Annotated in this window: 19 protein-coding genes and 1 pseudogene; 9 read left to right on the forward strand and 11 right to left on the reverse strand. The window is 36.3% G+C overall.

Annotated elements, in window-relative coordinates:
- Positions 1-7: 7 nt before the first annotated feature.
- The 6 genes from LZF87_RS04600 to LZF87_RS04625 all read left to right on the forward strand — a co-directional run bounded on the left by LZF87_RS04600 (position 8) and on the right by LZF87_RS04625 (position 5,508).
- Entirely contained in the window at positions 8-457 is a 450-nt protein-coding gene (locus LZF87_RS04600; RefSeq protein WP_244342070.1) for a LexA family protein, read from the forward strand.
- Positions 457-1,716, forward strand: a complete 1,260-nt coding sequence (locus tag LZF87_RS04605) for a Y-family DNA polymerase (protein WP_244342082.1) — start codon at positions 457-459, stop codon at positions 1,714-1,716. Before LZF87_RS04600 ends, LZF87_RS04605 begins: the two co-directional genes overlap by 1 nt.
- A gap of 182 nt (positions 1,717-1,898) precedes the next feature.
- Positions 1,899-3,119, forward strand: coding sequence for a hypothetical protein (locus LZF87_RS04610; RefSeq protein WP_244342088.1), 1,221 nt, complete (start codon positions 1,899-1,901; stop codon positions 3,117-3,119).
- Positions 3,120-3,224: 105 nt separating this feature from the next.
- On the forward strand, positions 3,225-4,103 hold the full coding sequence (locus LZF87_RS04615) for a hypothetical protein (RefSeq protein WP_244342090.1): 879 nt from the start codon (positions 3,225-3,227) through the stop codon (positions 4,101-4,103).
- A 55-nt stretch (positions 4,104-4,158) separates the two neighbouring features.
- Entirely contained in the window at positions 4,159-4,641 is a 483-nt protein-coding gene (locus LZF87_RS04620; RefSeq protein ID WP_244342094.1) for a hypothetical protein, read from the forward strand.
- 237 nt (positions 4,642-4,878) lie between these two features.
- A complete protein-coding gene (locus LZF87_RS04625; protein ID WP_262917905.1) occupies positions 4,879-5,508 on the forward strand; it encodes an SOS response-associated peptidase in 630 nt (209 codons plus the stop codon).
- On the opposite strand, the gene LZF87_RS04630 is transcribed toward LZF87_RS04625, so the two are convergent.
- Positions 5,509-5,910 (reverse strand): hypothetical protein, encoded by a 402-nt coding sequence (locus tag LZF87_RS04630; protein ID WP_244342099.1) that lies wholly within the window; start codon positions 5,908-5,910, stop codon positions 5,509-5,511.
- A 922-nt stretch (positions 5,911-6,832) separates the two neighbouring features.
- Between LZF87_RS04630 and LZF87_RS14770 the strand changes: the two are divergent.
- A pseudogene (locus tag LZF87_RS14770) lies at positions 6,833-7,255 on the forward strand (DUF6943 family protein).
- A gap of 107 nt (positions 7,256-7,362) precedes the next feature.
- Here LZF87_RS14770 and LZF87_RS04640 read toward each other — a convergent pair.
- The 4 genes from LZF87_RS04640 to LZF87_RS04655 all read right to left on the reverse strand — a co-directional run bounded on the left by LZF87_RS04640 (position 7,363) and on the right by LZF87_RS04655 (position 9,273).
- The gene (locus LZF87_RS04640; RefSeq protein ID WP_244342103.1) at positions 7,363-7,899 is read right to left on the reverse strand and encodes a 2'-5' RNA ligase family protein; all 537 of its coding nucleotides are present in this window, start codon (positions 7,897-7,899) and stop codon (positions 7,363-7,365) included.
- Positions 7,900-8,047: 148 nt separating this feature from the next.
- Positions 8,048-8,224 carry a hypothetical protein gene (locus LZF87_RS04645; RefSeq protein WP_244342105.1) on the reverse strand — a complete coding sequence of 59 codons (177 nt, stop codon included), beginning with the start codon at positions 8,222-8,224 and terminating at the stop codon, positions 8,048-8,050.
- Positions 8,211-8,489, reverse strand: a complete 279-nt coding sequence (locus tag LZF87_RS04650) for a hypothetical protein (RefSeq protein WP_244342107.1) — start codon at positions 8,487-8,489, stop codon at positions 8,211-8,213. The genes LZF87_RS04645 and LZF87_RS04650 overlap by 14 nt, the downstream gene beginning before the upstream one ends.
- A 25-nt stretch (positions 8,490-8,514) precedes the next feature.
- Positions 8,515-9,273, reverse strand: coding sequence for a hypothetical protein (locus LZF87_RS04655; protein WP_244342109.1), 759 nt, complete (start codon positions 9,271-9,273; stop codon positions 8,515-8,517).
- A 753-nt stretch (positions 9,274-10,026) separates the two neighbouring features.
- Here LZF87_RS04655 and LZF87_RS04660 point away from each other — a divergent pair.
- Positions 10,027-10,710: a porin family protein gene (locus LZF87_RS04660; RefSeq protein WP_244342111.1), complete on the forward strand. Its 684-nt coding sequence runs from the start codon at positions 10,027-10,029 to the stop codon at positions 10,708-10,710.
- Here LZF87_RS04660 and LZF87_RS04665 read toward each other — a convergent pair.
- The 3 genes from LZF87_RS04665 to asnS all read right to left on the reverse strand — a co-directional run bounded on the left by LZF87_RS04665 (position 10,705) and on the right by asnS (position 14,356).
- On the reverse strand, positions 10,705-11,103 hold the full coding sequence (locus tag LZF87_RS04665; protein ID WP_244342123.1) for a hypothetical protein: 399 nt from the start codon (positions 11,101-11,103) through the stop codon (positions 10,705-10,707). The genes LZF87_RS04660 and LZF87_RS04665 overlap by 6 nt on opposite strands.
- A 221-nt stretch (positions 11,104-11,324) precedes the next feature.
- Positions 11,325-12,791, reverse strand: coding sequence for an RNA polymerase factor sigma-54 (gene rpoN / locus LZF87_RS04670; RefSeq protein WP_244342125.1), 1,467 nt, complete (start codon positions 12,789-12,791; stop codon positions 11,325-11,327).
- 119 nt (positions 12,792-12,910) lie between these two features.
- Positions 12,911-14,356: an asparagine--tRNA ligase gene (gene asnS / locus LZF87_RS04675; RefSeq protein ID WP_244342127.1), complete on the reverse strand. Its 1,446-nt coding sequence runs from the start codon at positions 14,354-14,356 to the stop codon at positions 12,911-12,913.
- A gap of 173 nt (positions 14,357-14,529) precedes the next feature.
- On the opposite strand from asnS, the gene LZF87_RS04680 reads away from it, so the two are divergent.
- Positions 14,530-14,859, forward strand: a complete 330-nt coding sequence (locus LZF87_RS04680) for a DMT family transporter (protein WP_244342129.1) — start codon at positions 14,530-14,532, stop codon at positions 14,857-14,859.
- Here LZF87_RS04680 and LZF87_RS04685 read toward each other — a convergent pair.
- The 3 genes from LZF87_RS04685 to pyrH form a co-directional block, all read right to left on the reverse strand.
- On the reverse strand, positions 14,856-17,357 hold the full coding sequence (locus tag LZF87_RS04685) for a DUF5686 family protein (protein WP_244342131.1): 2,502 nt from the start codon (positions 17,355-17,357) through the stop codon (positions 14,856-14,858). The genes LZF87_RS04680 and LZF87_RS04685 overlap by 4 nt on opposite strands.
- Before the next feature lie 86 nt (positions 17,358-17,443).
- Complete coding sequence (gene frr, locus LZF87_RS04690) at positions 17,444-18,007, reverse strand: ribosome recycling factor (RefSeq protein ID WP_244342133.1); 564 nt, start codon at positions 18,005-18,007, stop codon at positions 17,444-17,446.
- Positions 18,008-18,031: 24 nt separating this feature from the next.
- Positions 18,032-18,739, reverse strand: coding sequence for a UMP kinase (gene pyrH, locus LZF87_RS04695; protein ID WP_244342135.1), 708 nt, complete (start codon positions 18,737-18,739; stop codon positions 18,032-18,034).
- Positions 18,740-18,770: the final 31 nt, after the last annotated feature.

The raw sequence follows: 18,770 nt of genomic DNA on the forward strand, positions 1-18,770 counted from the left end.
TATAAAAGTGAAACTCCGCAGCCTGCATACAACCAAAACCTTAGAATTTTACATTCCGGATTATTCCACGGAAATGAAAATCCCTTTTTTTGACGTGGGTATCAGTGCCGGCTTCCCTTCTCCTGCAGATGATTTTATCGAATTAAGCATCGATTTAAATCAGCTCTTAATTAGACATAAGGACACCACTTATTTTGCTAAGGTCAAAGGGCATTCTATGAAAAACGCAGGCATTAACGATGGCGACCTGCTTGTTATTGATAAAAGCCTTCCACCGCAGGACAACAAGATTGCAGTATGTCAGATTGATGGTGAATTCACAGTAAAGAGGATCAAAATAGAAAAAGACATTGTTTGGTTAATCGCCGAAAACGAAGATTACGAACCAATTAAAGTAACCCCCGAAAATGAATTCATGATTTGGGGAATAGTGATCCATTCAATAAAATCTTTCTAATGTTTTGTTTAGTTGATTGCAATAACTTTTACGCCTCTTGCCAAAGAGTGTTTGAACCACATTTAATTGGAAAACCGGTAGTAATCCTTTCTAATAATGATGGTTGTGTAATTGCACGTTCTAACGAAGCCAAAGCGTTAGGTATTCCAATGGGTGCGCCTGCCTTTGAATACAAGAAAACATTTGAAGACAATAACATATTTGTCTATTCTTCCAACTATGCCTTGTACGGTGATATGAGCAGTAGAGTAATGAACATACTTGCTACTTTTACCCCCGACATTGAAGTGTACAGTATTGACGAAGCTTTCTTAAAATTTACAGGTTTCGAAAGATACAATCTTGAGGAATACGGAATAACAATACAGAAGACCGTAACCAAAGGAACGGGAATTCCTATCAGCGTTGGTTTCGCACCAACAAAAGCATTAGCCAAAGTAGCAAATAAAATAGCAAAGAAGTTCCCTGAAAGAACCAAAAGTGTTTATGTAATAGATACTGAGTGTAAGAGAATAAAAGCGCTTAAATGGACTAAAATAGAAGATGTTTGGGGTATTGGCCAAAAACATGCGAAACGACTACAGGCAAAAAACGTACTCAATGCATATCAGTTCACCCAATTATCTGATGAATGGGTAAGAAAAGAAATGGCCGTAGTTGGACTGAGATTAAAACACGAGCTGGAGGGAAAACCAACACTGGATTTGGAAACACCCAAAAGCAAAAAGATGATTGCCACTACGCGATCATTCGAAAAAATGTACACCAAACTGGAGGAACTATCCGAAAGAGTGTCGACCTTCACAGCATCCTGTTCCGAAAAGCTGCGCAAGCAAAACAGTCATTGCAACATGATTATGGTATTTGTAACTTCAAATTACCACCGCAAGGACCTACCGCAATATTCCCGAAACATGGTCATTAAAACCGATTTCCCGACAAACTCAACTATTGAGCTGAACCATTACGCACAAATTGGTCTTAAAGCTATTTTCAAAGAAGGCTACCACTACAAAAAAGCCGGCGTAATTGTAATGGGCCTAACCCCCAATAACGAAACACAACTATCATTGTTCAATACCTCAAATCCAAAACACCAACCCATTATGAGTGTAGTGGATAAACTCAACAGAAGTTACGGAACAAACAAAATAAAATTCGCAAGTCAGTCCCTCGGCCGCCAATGGAAAATGCGCCAGGAAAAACTATCCCCCCGTTTCACCACCAATATCAAAGAAATTATTACTGTAAAAGTTTAGTAAAACATTGGAATTGTTAATTACTACGAAGTATTGTCAATAACTAATTTGATATATTTTATTACATTTAAATACCTTAGCAATACAGAAAATCAATACAAAATAGTTTGAATTATTCAAAAACATCTTTGAATAATGAAAAGCTTATTTTTCTGTATTATGAACAATATTATACGACAAATATGACATCAATCGAATTTGAGAATCACCAAGTTTTTGATAAACTTGAACAGCTAAAAAATAGAATAAATGAGAAAGGAGTTCGTGAATTAATGGATGCTGACACTATTCATTTTTTTGAAACTTCAGAGAATTATCTGCGTGATAGACTCAAATTAACTATTCCTATAATTGTACAAGAATCTGAACTATCACAAATTTCAGTTGAAATCGAAAGTTCCCTTTCACAAATAAACGCATTTATTGGAAATAAAAATGTAGGACATATTAACAATGCAATAAACAATCTACATAGTGCTATCTCAAGAGTAAGAAACCTTCCTTTACCTTTTTCTAAGAATGATTTTAATTTTTCAAAAAATATTTCAAATTTTGAAAAAGTCGTGCAAGAAAAATATAAAGAAATAGAAACAGAAAATAAGAAGTTAAAAGAAACTATTGAAGGATTTAAAATCGAAATAAGCAATAACCTCAATGAACTAAACAATATAAATACTAAACTTTCTCAAAAAGAGTCAGAAATACAAAATCTTAATTCGACTTTTCAAACTGATTTTTTAAATATTAAATCAACTTCCAATCAGAACTATGAAAATGATAGAAATGCATTTAGAATTGAATTTGACAATTTGAAACAATCATTAATTAACGAGGTCAACACTACAAAAGGGGAAATAAGTTCAAATACAGAAATACTAATTGAAGATCTAAACTCCAAACTTCAAGAAGCTAAAAAAATTGTTGGAGTTATTGGAGATATCTCAGTAACTGGTAATTATCACAAATTCGCAAATGAAAATAAATCAACAGCAAATACATTTAGAGTACTTGCAATAGTTTTAATGCTTCTCCTTTCAGGATTACTAATTTTTACAATTTGGGATATTAGCAGTGCTAATTTTGATTGGACTAAATCTTTGATAAGGATTATAGCTGCTGCTGCTTTATCATATCCGGCAACTTATGCAGCAAGAGAATCTAGTAAACATAGAAAGTTAGAAATAATAAATCGCAAAGCTGAACTTGAATTAACTGCGATTAATCCTTTTATTGAGTTGTTACCAGAAAATAAAAAACATGAAGTTAAAGAAAAATTAGTTGCTAAATATTTTGGTAATAATTCTAATCATGTCGATGATGAAATTAACCAAAAAGACGATGAAATTTCAGTTTCAGGATTAGACACTGTATTAAAAACAATTCTACCGTATCTAAAAAAATAAAATACCCGGTGATAAAACATACTAAAGAAACAAAAATCTCCCCTGTCAAAAGGCCAGCGGGACGTTGCATACAATAAATCCAAAACAAAACGTAAAAATAATTATATGACAAGCAGAAAAATTACATTTCATGTTCTAAAATTCTACAAAAACAATTCCGCTGATTTAATTTATAACGATTTTGATTTTGAAGCATTTATGAAGTGGTTTAATAAACTTGATGACAAAGAAAAAATATTCAATCTAACAGAAACCAAATTCACATCATTAGATATATTAGAAAAAATTAGTCTTAGAAATATTGAAAATCATCCAAATGTATACTTTGGTATGATGAGTACAGGAAATTTTGGAAGCAGACGAAATTTAAAAGACAGTAGAAGCAACACCAAAAGACCAAATCCAAAAAGGATTGAAGAAGGTGAAGAACAGGAAAACTATTTCCTTTTGGGATTTAAAAGTAATGGTGATATTGATTTGATAATGCAGAACGCAGGAAGAGGTATCAAATCGTTAAATCTCAAAAATTATCTTGATAAATTCATGCAAAAATATTTAAATTCAAAAGGAGAATCGAAAGAATTTAATTTAGTAGAAGGAGCCGTAATATCAACTGAAGACACTATGATAGCTCGTCTAGATAGAGTTACGAAAACAAAAATTTTTATTGATAAATCTATTTTAGGTGAAGATTCGCTAAACTTAGCAAACAGAACTTTACAAGCCAGGGAAGATTTAATTATTGATATTAGAGCTCAGAAAGGTCAAGATATAAGAGATTTGCTTTCAGACGTAAGACAACGTTTAGTTTATAACACTAAAATTGATAAAATTTGGGTTGAAGGAAAAGACCATAATGGCAACCTGAGTCAATTTTATTTAAATAAAATTCAAAAATCAACATTTGTCACTATAGACATAGATCCAACAACTGCTTCGTTAATCTCCGATAGTATAAAAAGAGAATTGCTTAAATTGCTATAAATAATTTATAATGTACAAAAGCTATTTAATATTAATTAACGACTATCTCTTAACCTTGAAGAATAATGTAATCTTTGATTTCATTATTCCTTTTGTTGTTACTTTTATTTTATCAATTTTATTAAATAATAATTTATTAAGGTTTGATAATGATTTTGTCATTAATACCATAACAGTATTAGGAATTTTAGCAGGTTTTAGTGTTACAGCAATAACTATTTTAACCACAACAAATAATGAAACAACTATAAAACTAAAAGAAAAAAAAACGGGTATAATTGTAGATGGTTTAGAAGTTAGCTTTTTCAGAAAATTATATATCCTTATTAGTTATTCAATTTTAATTTGTTTAATAACTATAATTTTAAATACAATTGGATATTTAATTCATTGGCGTTATTTTTTTAATAGTAATACAGTACTAATTCTTAAAGCAATGGATATATTTCTAATATTACACATATTTTTTGTAAATATTCGGAATATTACTTCGTTGTATTTTCTTTATTTTGATGAAACAAATTTAAAAGGTAACTAATATCACTGCATAAAACAGTGGTTTTGTTAAAGATTTGTTGGGTAGGTAACGGTAAGAGTTTAAATTAGTACTCCTCTACTATTTATCCACTTTTTCTTTTAAACTTTACGGTTTATTTGTAAACATCAGTAAATAAAGTGCCCGCCTATACAAAACAAAATAAACGAATTTACTATTGTAAACTTCCTATAAATTATACCGTTTAAAAAATCAATTCACTTCAATAATAAAAATTTTATGTGCTTCCATTCAAAACAAACCAAATTGGCACTTGAAGTAGAAAACCGTTTCAATGCCAAAATTGATAATCCAACAGAATTTCAACCTCAGGAAAGTATAAATGGTTTTTCCTATTCTAAAACACCTGTTATAATTGACAAACATCCTGAAATAATAACACACTTCAATTGGGGTTTAATACCTGCATGGGCCAAAGACGAAGAAATTCGCAAAATGACCTTGAATGCCAGGATTGAAACAATTGAGGAAAAACCATCTTTCCGGGATTCTGAAAACAAACGTTGTTTGGTTATTGCAAATGGTTTCTATGAATGGCAGTGGTTGGATCCAAAAGGAAAAACAAAGAACAAGTACGAAATTGGAATCGGAAACGATGACTTGTTTGCTTTCGCTGGTATTTATTCTCAATGGAAAGATAAAACTACAGGAGAAATAAGAAACACTTACGCCATTTTAACAACAGAAGCCAACCCTCTAATGGCCGAAATTCACAATACCAAAAAAAGAATGCCGGTAATTTTAAAAAGGGAAGATGAGGTTAAATGGTTGGAACACGCCCCTATTCACGATTTTGAATATCCCTATCAGGTAAATTTAGTCGCCAAAAACTTAGATGCTGCTTTCTAATTATTCTAATGTAAAAGGATTACGATATAATAAATCGATTGTTATTTCTTTCTTTATGAAGCCTCGTTCTTTAATAATAGTAGTCCAAAATGGGCTGTAATTTGAAATTAAATCTAGGAATGCTCCAATAATTTCATCTTCAGAATTATTCAGTTTTATACCAAGATATTTTTCATTGCAAATTATTCTAACTAGCTGCCCATCGTATAATAATTCATCATTTCCATCAGCTGTGTTATCGGGTGCCATTCCAATATATATTAAGTTCATATTTCCCTTTTCCAATAAATTACTAATCTGAGGTTTTAGAAATAAAAACAAATTTTCCTCCGACAAACCTTTAGGTACATCAAGTTCATCTGCTTTAACAATGATGGCAATATCTTCAAAAATGAGTTCCATACAATAAAATTAAGAAATCCACTGATAGGTTTTCATAAGAAAGTCCAATAAAAAGACACGGGCAAAAAAGCGGTCTCTCTCCAGTCCGTGCCCTTTGTTCCGGTCGGTTGCTCCAGTCGTACCTCCGTTCCGCAATTCACAAATCATCACCAAAAAATAGGAGCTTGAAAATAAGCACCTATTTTTTTGCGCTGCTTTGTCCTCCTCTCCACACGGTCACTCCCCTGCGTTCGTAGTCGCTACTCCATCTGCACTACAACTTTATTCCGTTACACTCCATAAAGTAGTAGTACAGCTGCCGCTCCTTGTTGTTTCAGCGGTTGCTAAACCGCCCAGTTATCGGGGTGGCTCCGTTCGGTGAAAAACCTCACTGTGCCCTAAATCAAGGTAACCGCAAGCGGCAATTTTATTGTGTCCCCGCCGTTTCACGCTCCCAGTGCTTCTCTCCACTCCGCTAAAGCTCCGTTCCATTCCCGCCCTGGGGTAACTGTTCGGAGCCGCAACACCGCCACTGCGCTCCTCACAAAAAATAATCTCCGTTATCACTCCAATTATTTTTTGCTGCGGTGCTTGGGGGTGTTCTTTCATAAGAACGTTCAGCTTGAAAAAACAAATAAAAAGAAAGTAAAGGTAAGCTCCGGTTTCAGAAAAATAAAGTTCAAGCCTTCGGTTTTAAAAGAAATCTCCACCCTCCTTTATCTCTTTAATTGGCGAATCTGCAATAATCAAGTCAATATTTCATAACAATTTCGGTAATAATACCCGGGTAGTATTTCTTTTAAAAAACTTGATTTTTCTGAAACCTCCACTAGAGATATCACTTTCTTTTTTTTCTTTTTTTCTTTCAAAAAATGATGTTAGAAAAATGGTGAAAAGGAAAAATACGGGATATCCGATTAACAACTTTTTAAAATTTATAGCCATGACAAACTACATTATTAAAACACACAGAAAGGACACAATTTACGCCAAACCTCATTTATTTATACTAAACAAAGGGATGAACAGCGGAAAGCCGCAGAAAGAACCATTTACCAACAGTTTTGTAATTATCTTTTCAAACGAAGAAGATTGCGAAACAGTATATTGGATAGCGTTCAGCTTATGGTAGTCAAAGTTTTGGCATATGTACCTTCGCAATTCAGTGATTCCCTTTATTAACCTATACGATTTTAAAAAAGAGTTTTTTCCAAAAGTCACACGTTTAGTTCAGGACCACGAGCAGCACCAAAAAGATATACAAGCACTCAAACTTTTGGAATTGAAAGAAAAGCAATTCAATGAAAACATAAATTTAATTAACAATTTAAGAAGAGTTATTTTGTATCGGTATTCCAGCAAATAAAAAGGATAATCATTTCAATCTACAATAGTCCTGTTTTGAAAACCATATAATAATACAATATGGAAAAAATAACAAAAGGGTTAAAATATAGTGCCTCTTAGGTTGATTTAAGTATTGTGGTTGCTTCTAAATGTAAAGGTATCTGATACAAAATACTGTCTTATTTTAGTATCAAATTTTCGAAGTACAACGCTATCACACAAAAAAGTCTCATTGATTTCGGTAAATAATTGCTTGGCTGTTTCAAGTTTTTGCGGAGATAATCTTCTGGCTATCGACAGATGAGGATCAGTACTTATTTGTAATTCCCTGGGGTATAATGACTCTTGAAATTGGATCATTATAGGGACCAATTTCTCTTTGGAATTTTCGTCAGTCGATATAAAAAAAGCACCGTTGGGGAAAGTACCATATCCGTTTAAGCGAACTTCGAAAGGTTCAACTGAATTACTCAAATGCTGCAATTTATTTTTTATACTTACCAATTCTTCATCATTGGCTTTGAAATTGCAGATTGTAATATGTCCTACCGAATTTTTACTTGAAAAGCGACCTACTTGGAGTGCTAATTCATCCTTCATGCCCTTCATTAATTCTATAAGGGATTCAGAAGGTAAGATGGCCAGATTATATTTATTTTCCATATCGAATACTATGGTTTTTCATAAAGTTAATCATTTATCTTAATTCGGCTAAAAATTCATATTGAAAGAAATTAGGAAAATAAAAAAAAGCCTGGTCTGACGACTAGGCTTTCTTAATATCCGGAAAAGGTTACCAATCAAAACCGGACTATTTATTTTTGGACTTTATGAGCTTTTTTAAGACCGTCGAAACCGAAAAACTTACAATCGCTCCGACCACCGCTAATATAATAGTTTTTATCACATCTTCGGAGGTGATGTTCGGCACGATGCTTAAAAAGGTTCCTGCAGCAGTTCCAGCCGGAATGGAATTATTTGATTCCATCACGAGGTAAGTTCTTATTTTCTTCCTGTAGACTTTTTACAATCTCTTTTTCGAGTTTCGCATCTTCGTCCACCGTAACCTGACTAACTGCCGACAGTACGCCTCCGGCTACTGCCGCATAACTGGCCACTGTTACCACTACCGCCGGCAGTGCCACCGGGGCAGCTGCAATACTACCACCGACAGCCAGTAAGGCCAATCCAACCGTTCTCAAAACCCTGAAAAACTTCGGGGTAGGGGCTTTTGCTCTTTCTACTACATTCATTTTAAACTCCTTTCCTTTTTAAAGATTAAACGCCTCCGTCCACATTCACAATCGACAACGGGTTGTATGCACCGTTTTTAAGTGGGTACATTTGTCCGTTCATCTGTTGGTAAAACTCAATTCCCAAAGCCAAAACAAGCGGATGAGTTGAGTTAGCCGTTACCGCATTGCTGAGGTTGATTACAGCCGTAGCAGTAGTGTCCCAAGGCAGAATTGCGGTTTCGGTTGTCTCCATCACAAATGTTTCATTTTCAAAATCAATTTCCGAACCACCGGAAATTACTTTGAAATGCGTTGTTCCAGTGGGAGCTGCAATCATGTTCCCCGGGATGAATGACGGAATGTTTACAACTAACGTACCTGCAGTACGATCAATCGTTGAGGTATAAGGTGCAAACAAACTCGTACCAAGTTTTCCGCGAATATTGAAATCAAAGCCCAAAACAAGCTCAATTTCCCCATCGATTACGTTTCGTAAACCACGGTCGGAAACCGTGTCAGCCTGGATAACCTTCACCATGGTTTGCGTTAAACGGCTTACCATTCTGCTGTCAGCAGAATTCAGCAACAATGTTCGTAAGGCCGTTCTTAAAACCTTACCGGCCTTACCGGCCCTTCCAAACTCCGAGCCGTTTTCACGGGTTCTCTGGAAAGCAGGATCGCTCGCAATTCTGCTCGCATCGATTCCGCCTTTCTCACGAGCCAAATGCCCGTCCTGTGTTTTGTAAAAGGTAATATCCCCGATAGTACCTTTCAATTTAATTATGCCTTTTTGTCTTGCCATAACTTCAATAATTTAATTCAATAAATAGTTTCACACTCATTCAATCATCATCGCGTTGCAACATTTCCCGATTGATTATGAAGCAAATTTGAGCTGAATTTTGAAAAGATTTGAAGTAGGGGAGTGCCATACGTCCAAAAGCAATTCATTTGTCTTAACTACACTTTAAATGACCTCTCTCAAAAAATCATTTTTTTGAATAATTTTATACAGTGATAAAGGATACCAAAGGCAAGTCAAAGGCATAGATAATGTATTAATATTTATTTATATTATGAGTAAGGAATTAACCAGGATATGTATCTACCCGAAGGACATACAGCGTATTACAGGGAAGAGTTATCGCCAAAGCACAAGAATGCTTCTGCAAATTAAAGAATCACTTAATAAGCCTAAAAATCACTTAATAAGTGTAACAGAATTTTGTAATTATACTGGATTGAATTTTGAACAAGTGAAAGAATTAATTGTATGATTTTCCAAGGCATTTTATCTAACACTAGTTTAAAAATTAGCCTTGTATAAGTAGGAATTTGAGTCAGGATTGATTATTTTTGTATTAATCAGTTCTTAATACAAATTGAAACAAAAATATTAGTGCACAATTTAGTGCACTTGAAATTATTTATAGGTAAGACCGCAATATAGCAGGGTTTTTGGAATGGGTTAAAATCCCTTCCTCTCTGCAAAATGTAAAAAGGCAATCTTAGGATTGCCTTTTTTTAGTTACCTTAGTGCGGAAAATAATACGGTATGACGAGATTTTTATTGTTGGCTTTTTTTGTAGTTGCGCCATTTCATGTTTTTTCACAAAAGGATGAAGGTGACGCAGCTAAAAACGAAACTATAAAAGTAACCGATTCGCTTTTCAGGGAAGATCAGTTTTATTTTTCGATAAGTTATAACTTGGTTCAGAAAAGCCCCGAGGGATTCAAGCAGTTTTCATTTTCACCTTGTTTTACAGGTGGATTTCTAAGAGATTTTCCGGTTTCAAAAAACCGTCATTGGGCACTTGCTCCCGGTGTAGGGTATTGTTATACCAATATTAAGCAGTTTATTAGCACTGATGACCTTTTTTTGGAAAATCAACCTGCTATTCCGGAAAATATAGAAACCCGAATCATTACCCACAGCATTGAACTTCCGTTAGAAATCCGTTGGAGAAATGCCCCTGTAAAAAGTCATAAGTTCTGGAGGGTTTATACCGGATTCAAGGCGCGTTATATTTTAGGTACCAAAATAGAACTGGATTCCGAAAGCTATGGAGGTTTTACCGCAGATGTTATTGATAATGTCAACAAATGGCAATATGGGACTTACGTTTCTGCAGGCTATAATACCTGGAACCTTCATGTGTATTATGGTCTAAACCCGATTTTTAAATCCGGATCCAAACTTGCCGACCTTAATTTTGGGTTCATGTTCTATATTCTATAGCCAAAAATACCAAAGGCTTAATTGAGGGATTGCACCCACGACAATACCGACCAATAATTCCTTCATCGAATGAGCCTGCATATACAAGCGGGAAGAAGCTACCAATCCGATTGAAATAATAAAAAAGGATACTAAACTTACTAAAGGGATTCCGTAATGAATGGAAATACCGATGATAAAAAGTGTCATGCCTGTAATCCCAATCATGTGAATGCTGGCTTTAAAATGAAATACGATAAGGAGCAGTGTTAAGAGTGTGCTGATCAGGGCTCCCAAAAAGAAATAGTACAATTCCGGAACTACAACAGTGGAAAAACTGTGTTGTGTCAGAATAAGAAAAAACATGGCCTGAAACGCCAATGGCAGACGTCGCTCCTTTTTTTCGTGCAGCATAATGCTTGATTTTGCCAGTCCTAATGACTTTAAGAGGAAATACATAGAAATGGGCAAAAACACCGTCAAAATTGAAATCTGGAACAAGATCAGAAAGATCTCGTAGGGATAGAAAAAAGAGCGGGTTACAAAAAAATAAAACAAAGCGGCATATACCGAAATGAACAACGGATGAAAAAGATAGGAAAAAAAAGGGAGTATCTTTTTTGGATCCATTGTTTTTATATTTTTTTTCTCATGCGCGCCACGGGTATGTCCATCAGCTCGCGGTATTTTGCAATCGTTCTTCGGGCAATCGGATAGCCTTTTTCTTTTAGGATTTCGGCTAATTTATCATCCGGGAGCGGTTTCTTTTTATCTTCTTCTTCGATAACTGTTTTCAGGATCTTTTTGATTTCTATAGTAGAAACATCCTCACCCTGATCGTTTTTCATGGCTTCGGAGAAGAATTCTTTAATCAGTTTAGTTCCGTAAGGTGTTTCCACATACTTGCTATTTGCAACACGGGAAATAGTTGAAATGTCAAGGCCTACCATATCAGCAATGTCCTTTAGGATCATTGGTTTCAACTTTGATTCGTCTCCATCAATAAAATATTCCTGCTGATAATGCATGATGGCATTCATCGTAACCAAAAGCGTCTCGTTTCGTTGTTTAATGGCGTCAATAAACCATTTGGCAGAATCGAGTTTTTGTTTGATGAACTGCACGGCATCTTTTTGGGAATTCGATTTTTCTCTTGAATCCTTATAGGTTTGCAGCATTTCCTGATAGTCTTTGGATACGTGCAATTCCGGAGCATTTCTTCCGTTGATGGAGAGTTGTAAATCACCGTCAATCAAGCGTATTGTGAAATCAGGAACCACATGTTCGATGGTCTTGGAACTGCTTTCGAAAGAGCCTCCCGGTTTAGGGTTCAGTTTTTCGATTTCGTCTATCGCTTTACGCAATTGTTCCTGGGAAACATCAAATTTCTGAAGTAATTTATCGTAATGTTTTTTCGTGAACGCTTCAAACTGCTGTTCGATTATTGCTATGGCTAAACTTACAGGATCCGTCGGGGTTTTATGACGGAGTTGAAGTAAAAGGCATTCTTGTAAATCTCTTGCTCCTACACCTGCCGGCTCCAGTTGATGAATTATGTTCAGGATTCTCTCCACATTTTTCTCGTCGGTATAAATACCTTGTGTGAAGGCCATATCGTCTACAATGTCCTGTACGCTTCTTCGGATGTAACCTATGTCGTCTATGCTTCCTACGAGAAATTCTGCGATTTCACGCTCTTCTTCTGTCAGGATAAACGTATTTAATTGATTGATAAGGTCCTGATGAAAACTGATGGGAGCTGCAATAGGAAGGCTGCGCTCTTCATCGTCATCGCTATAGTTGTTTGCCTGAAGTTTGTAATCTGGGGTTTCGTCGTTGCTTAGGTACTCATCGATGTTGATTTCGTTGGCATCGATTTTCTCACTGTCATAATCATCGTAATCCTCAAAATCATTATCCGCTTCATATTCTTCGTTTTCCAAAGATTCTTCCTTGCCGGATTCCAAAGCAGGATTTTCAACCAATTCTTCTTTCAGGCGTTGTTCAAAAGCCTGCGTAGGCAATTGAATCAGCTTCATCAATTGGATTTGTTGAGGCGATAATTTTTGGGATAACTTGAACTGTAGATTCTGTTTGAGCATTTTATGGATATTCGGTTATTCGCAGATTTGGTTATTTGTCAGTGTGAAAATCTAACAATCAAATTTACGAAATTTCTATTTTCTAAATTTACGAATAACCAAATCCACAAAGTATTTTATTAAAATTCTGCGTTTTGCGGCGTTCTTGGGAACGGGATCACATCACGGATATTAGACATACCGGTTACGAACAATACTAAACGCTCGAAGCCTAATCCGAATCCGGAGTGAACCGCACTTCCGAAACGACGTGTATCCAAATACCAGTATAATTCTTTCTCGTCTATTTCAAGGGCTTTCATTTTTTCTAAAAGCACATCGTAACGCTCTTCTCTCTGAGAACCACCCACGATTTCTCCGATTCCTGGGAATAGGATATCCATCGCGCGGACGGTATCTCTTCCAGGTTCTGTATTGTCATTCAAGCGCATATAAAACGCTTTGATTTTTGCCGGGTAATCGAATAAAATCACCGGACATTTGAAGTGTTTCTCCACTAAGAAACGCTCGTGCTCACTTTGTAAATCAGCACCCCATTCGTCAATCAGGTACTGGAATTTTTTATTCTTATTTGGTTTTGAATTTTTCAGGATGTCAATGGCTTCTGTATATGAAACACGTTTGAAGTTATTGTCCATTACAAAACTCAGTTTTTCCAACAACGCCATTTCGCTGCGTTCTGCCTGTGGTTTTGATTTTTCCTCCTCCAATAATCGCTGTTCTAAGAATTTCAGGTCATCACCACATTTATCAACCGTATATTTGATAACGTATTTGATGAAATCTTCCGCCAAATCCATGTTGTCTGCCAGGTTGTTGAAAGCAACTTCCGGCTCAATCATCCAGAATTCCGCCAAGTGACGGGATGTGTTTGAGTTTTCGGCACGGAAAGTTGGTCCGAATGTGTAAATCTGACCTAAAGCCATGGCGTACGTTTCTCCTTCCAGCTGACCTGATACGGTTAAGTTGGTCTCTCTTCCGAAGAAATCTTCCTTGTAATTTACATTTCCTTCTTCGGTTCTAGGTGTCCCGTCAAAAGGTAAAGCGGTTACTCGGAACATTTCACCTGCACCTTCTGCATCCGATCCTGTGATGATAGGGGTATTTACATAGAAAAATCCTTTTTCCTGAAAATATTGGTGTACGGCAAATGCTAATGTAGAACGCACACGCATGATCGCTCCGAACATATTGGTGCGGATTCTCAAATGCGCATTTTCTCTAAGGAATTCCAAAGAGTGTTTTTTAGGCTGCATCGGGAATTTTTCCGGATCGGAATCTCCTAAAATTTTGATTTCCGAAACCTGGATTTCCACTTTTTGTCCGGCACCTTGACTTTCAGCCAAATGTCCTTTCACACTAATAGCTGCGCCTGTAGTGATTCTTTTTAAAATTTCTTCAGGTGTGTTTTCAAAATCAACCACACACTGAATATTATTGATAGTTGAACCATCGTTCAACGCGATAAACTGATTGTTTCTAAATGTTCTAACCCAACCTTTTGCTTTTACTTCATGTAATCCAGAAGCGCTGTTTAGCAGGTCTTTAACTTTAGTATGTTTCATTTCTAAATTGTTTTTTGCTCAATTCTGCTTGAAAATTGAGTTTTCAATAAATAAAAAATTAAATGCTTGCAAATGTAGTAAAAAGGAGTAGTAAATGTATCTTTTAAAGTTTAGTTTTTGCTAAAGAATTCAGTTTCGGCGCTATCTTTGTGCCCAACTTAATTTTAATACAAATGAACTGGATACTATTGGTTATTGCAGGTTTTTTTGAAGTAGGTTTTGCTTCGTGTTTGGGAAAAGCAAAGGAAACATCCGGAACGGCTTCGACCTTATGGATGATTGGTTTTTTCGTTTGTTTAACCATCAGTATGACATTGCTGTACAAAGCAACTCAAACGCTGCCCATCGGAACGGCTTATGCTGTTTGGACAGGAATCGGTGCAGTGGGGACAGTATTAGTTGGTATTTTTATCTTTAAAGAGCCTTCTGATTTTTGGCGTGTTTTCTTCCTGACGACTCTGATAGCCTCAATTATAGGTTTGAAATTTGTCTCAACGCATTAGAGTCCAAGGTCAAGTACATAACTTACCTTGATGGCGATATTGTCATGTATTTGAGGAAATCCGTTCGCGCCGTAGCGATAAAATCCGGATAAACCCAATCCCATAAATATATTGTTGAGTTCCAAACCAGATTCAAGGTAACCGTCTTCCAGTGTTTTATAATCAAATCCCTGGTGATTGTCCTGTTCTCTAGAGGTTCCTAAGGCCATTCGCGTCACGGCAACAAAAGTTGGGTTGACTTTTTTAAACAGTTTTACCTTTCGGAAAGCATGTTTAAAGTGAAGTGCAACGTATTCGCTGGAGAAAAATTCGTTGAAACGCATGGTTTCAAAACTGTTCTTGCCGGCAAAGTTAATACGTTGTAAAACAGCGTCACGGTTTATGCTGTTTGGCGAAATACTGTAAAGATGCGTTATAGGAATGTCTCCGACAGCAATACCTGCCTGAACGAGGAAGGTGGTTTTTTGACCGTCGAGATACTGTTTTTCGATTTCTGTTTTAAAGTCGAATTTGGCAAAATCTAAATCGTTACCAAATACACCGGGAAGGGTTTTGGAGATTTGAAATGTGAATTTTGGGAATCTTTTTTCCGATTCGATTCTTCCCGAAGGAGTATGCATGTAACTGCTGAAAGGGTTCCATTGCAATGAAACGGAAGCCATCGAGATGGTATAATCGGTGTATGTGGTTCCGTTAGCATAAAAAGCATAGTCGAATTTAGGGTCGATGTTCGTACGGGAAAATTGCCAAATGCTTTCTGTCTTCGGAATGAATCGGGTTTCTATATATGCCTTCCAGGTTTTATGGCTGTAAAAGGTCGTTAAGTTGAAAGGCCTGGGGTCGTAGAGACGGAATTTTTTTCGGTCTGTTTCAAAAATCGTACTACCTATTTCCTGTATGTCATCAGTATAAGAACCACCAAGCCAGGTACTGGAAAAATTGCCAATCCGGGTTGCTTCCCCGATGCTGAATTTAAACTTATCGTCTTTTAGTCCGTACGCGCCATAACCGTTCAGCCGAACTATTTTTGAAAAATTATCGTTGGTCACCCCGCCAAGCCCAAAACGGAAACCTTCATAGTTGTTGTATTTGATCAATTGGCGCAAATCTAAATCAACAGGGCCAAGAGGCACAAATCCGTTAATTACTTTTCGTCCGATTTTAATCTTTTGCTCATAGCCTTCTTTGGAAACCAAGCTGTCCAAGGTAGAATAGGTTTTTATGCTTCGGATATCAAGACTGTCTTTCCGGAAAGGTGTCCAGTAACTTTCATTTTTGGAAATAGCTTCTTCGTTAATATCGATTGCGATATAAGGATGTTTGATGGTTACCGGTTTGTTGAATTCGGTTTCGAAATTTTTGGATTCAGAAAGGATATAAATATAATCTGAACCCGATTTGCTTTGTTTTTTCGGAGTGTCTTCATCTTCTTCGTCAGTGAATTTTATAGTTTCGCCCAAGATTTTTACATCTTCTTTGTTAGACCCTTTTACTATTTTAAAAACATTTTTTTCCGGAAACCAGGTTTCTTCTTCCTTGTGATAAGTGAAATAGTTGGTCGAACTGATGTCTAATATCCCTTTAAAACGGTATATCGATTTTGCGATGGCGTAACTTTCTTTGTCGATGTACAATATCCCTTCAATTTTCGATTTCTTTTTCTGGTTTTTATGCTTGAAGTGAATCATGTATGCCTTTCGGTTGCCCAGAAAAACGGTGTCCAGAATTTTATAATTGTAATGGTCCAGAGCATCATCCGCAATTGGATTGGCATATTTGGTCTCGAAGAGTGTAATTTTTTCGTCGTAAACGGAAAAGGATTGCAACTGTAAACCGATGAATTCATAAATGGGTTGTTTAAAACCCGCCATTCGGGTGGCTAAAATGGTTTCTTTGCGCCCCTGTTTTTTGTTAAACTGGATTTCGGAAACTTTTTCGGTTTGATAAAGGTGTTGTTTCTGAATGATTTTTTTGAGTTTGAAATCGGAAGAATCCAGTTTTTTGAAGCGGGCCCCGATTTTTTCATAAATGAAAATCGAATCAATTTTTCCTGCAATCGAATCCGGATTGGCTGTAATAATCAGTTTGTTGTACATTTTAAACTGAAAACTGTTGAGTTTCTTCTCAGGGTCATTGCTTTTTTTGGCTGCAATCGTTTTTCGGAGAATTCCTAATGCCGGATTTTCGCCGATAACAAGTTCGTCGAGTTGCAGGGATTTCTCTTTCAATTTTATCTCATAAAATTTTTGATTGGCTTTTAGATGAATTTGTTCCGATAAATAACCGGTATAAGAAACGGTGAAGCTGGCTACATCGGAAGTGTTTTCAATGATGAATTTTCCGTCGACATCCACAATGATGGTTTTTCCGTTGTTCAGGTGAATGGTGGCAAAGGGGAGCGGTTTGTCATTGCTGCCGCGAACAATACCGGAAACGGGATGCTGAGCATTGACCAAAATGCTGAAAAGGAAAAACAATAAGAGAAAAAATCGCTTCAAAGTACAGACGAACTTTCGGATTGAAGGTATAAAGGTAAGTAAATGTATGAAATAAAAAATCCCGATTAAAAACCGGGACTTATAAATTATACTTTCATGATTTCGGCTTCTTTGATTGCCAAATGTTCGTCGATTTTTTTGATGAAAGTATCGGTAAGTTTTTGAACATCGTCTTCCGCTGTTTTGCAGATGTCTTCCGAAGTACCTTCTTTTTCTAATTTTTTGATATCGGTATTTGCATCTTTACGTGCGTTTCGGATACTAACCTTAGCATCCTCTGCCTCTGCTTTAGCTTGTTTTACCAAATCTTTACGGCGTTCTTCCGTTAATGGTGGCACGCTGATGATGATGTTGTCACCATTGTTCATTGGGTTGAAGCCCAAATTTGCTATCATAATGGCTTTTTCGATAGGATGAAGCATGCTTTTTTCCCATGGCGTAACAGTAATTGTTCTCGCATCAGGAGTATTTACGTTAGCTACTTGCGAAAGCGGTGTTTGAGATCCATAATAATCAACAAAAACACTACCCAACATTTGCGGAGATGCTTTTCCGGCACGAATGTTTAAAAATGATTTTTCAAGGTGTGCAATAGAACCGACCATCGATTCTTTAGTGCTATCTAAGATGAAATTAATTTCCTCGGTCATGATACTAATTTTTATAAATCAATATTAAATGTTAACGGTTGTTCCAACGGTTGCGCCTTCACAAACTTTCAATAAATTGCCTGGTTTGTTCATGTCGAACACAATAATCGGTAATTTATTTTCCTGACTTAACGTGAATGCTGTTGTGTCCATGATGTTTAGTCCTTTGCTCAAAACATCCTCAAAAGTGACGTTGTCGTATTTAACGGCATTTGGGTTTTTTTCCGGATCGGAATCATAAACACCGTCTACGCGTGTACCTTTTAGAATTACATCGCAATCTACTTCGATTCCTCTTAAAACCGCTGCAGTATCTGTAGTGAAATAAGGGTTTCCTGTACCGGCACCAAAAATTACGATTCGGTTTTTCTCCAAATGGCGTACGGCTCTTCTCTTAATGTAAGGTTCAGCAATGGCTTCGATTTTTAAAGCAGTTTGCAAACGTGTCTGCATTCCTGAGTCTTCTAAAGCGCCTTGTAAGGCCATAGCATTGATAACTGTTGCCATCATGCCCATGTAATCGCCCTGAACACGGTCCATCCCGTTGCTTGCTCCGGCCACACCTCTGAAAATATTACCGCCTCCAATAACGATGGCGATTTGTACGCCTTTGTCGTGAATCTGTTTAATTTCAGCTGCATATTCTGCTAAGCGTTTTGGGTCAATACCATATTGTCTTTCGCCCATTAGTGCTTCGCCACTTAGTTTCAGAAGAATTCTTTTGTATTTCATTACGATGATTCGTTTAGTGGTGCAAATATAA

It is taken from the genome of Flavobacterium enshiense (assembly GCF_022836875.1).
GTDB lineage: Bacteria > Bacteroidota > Bacteroidia > Flavobacteriales > Flavobacteriaceae > Flavobacterium > Flavobacterium enshiense_A.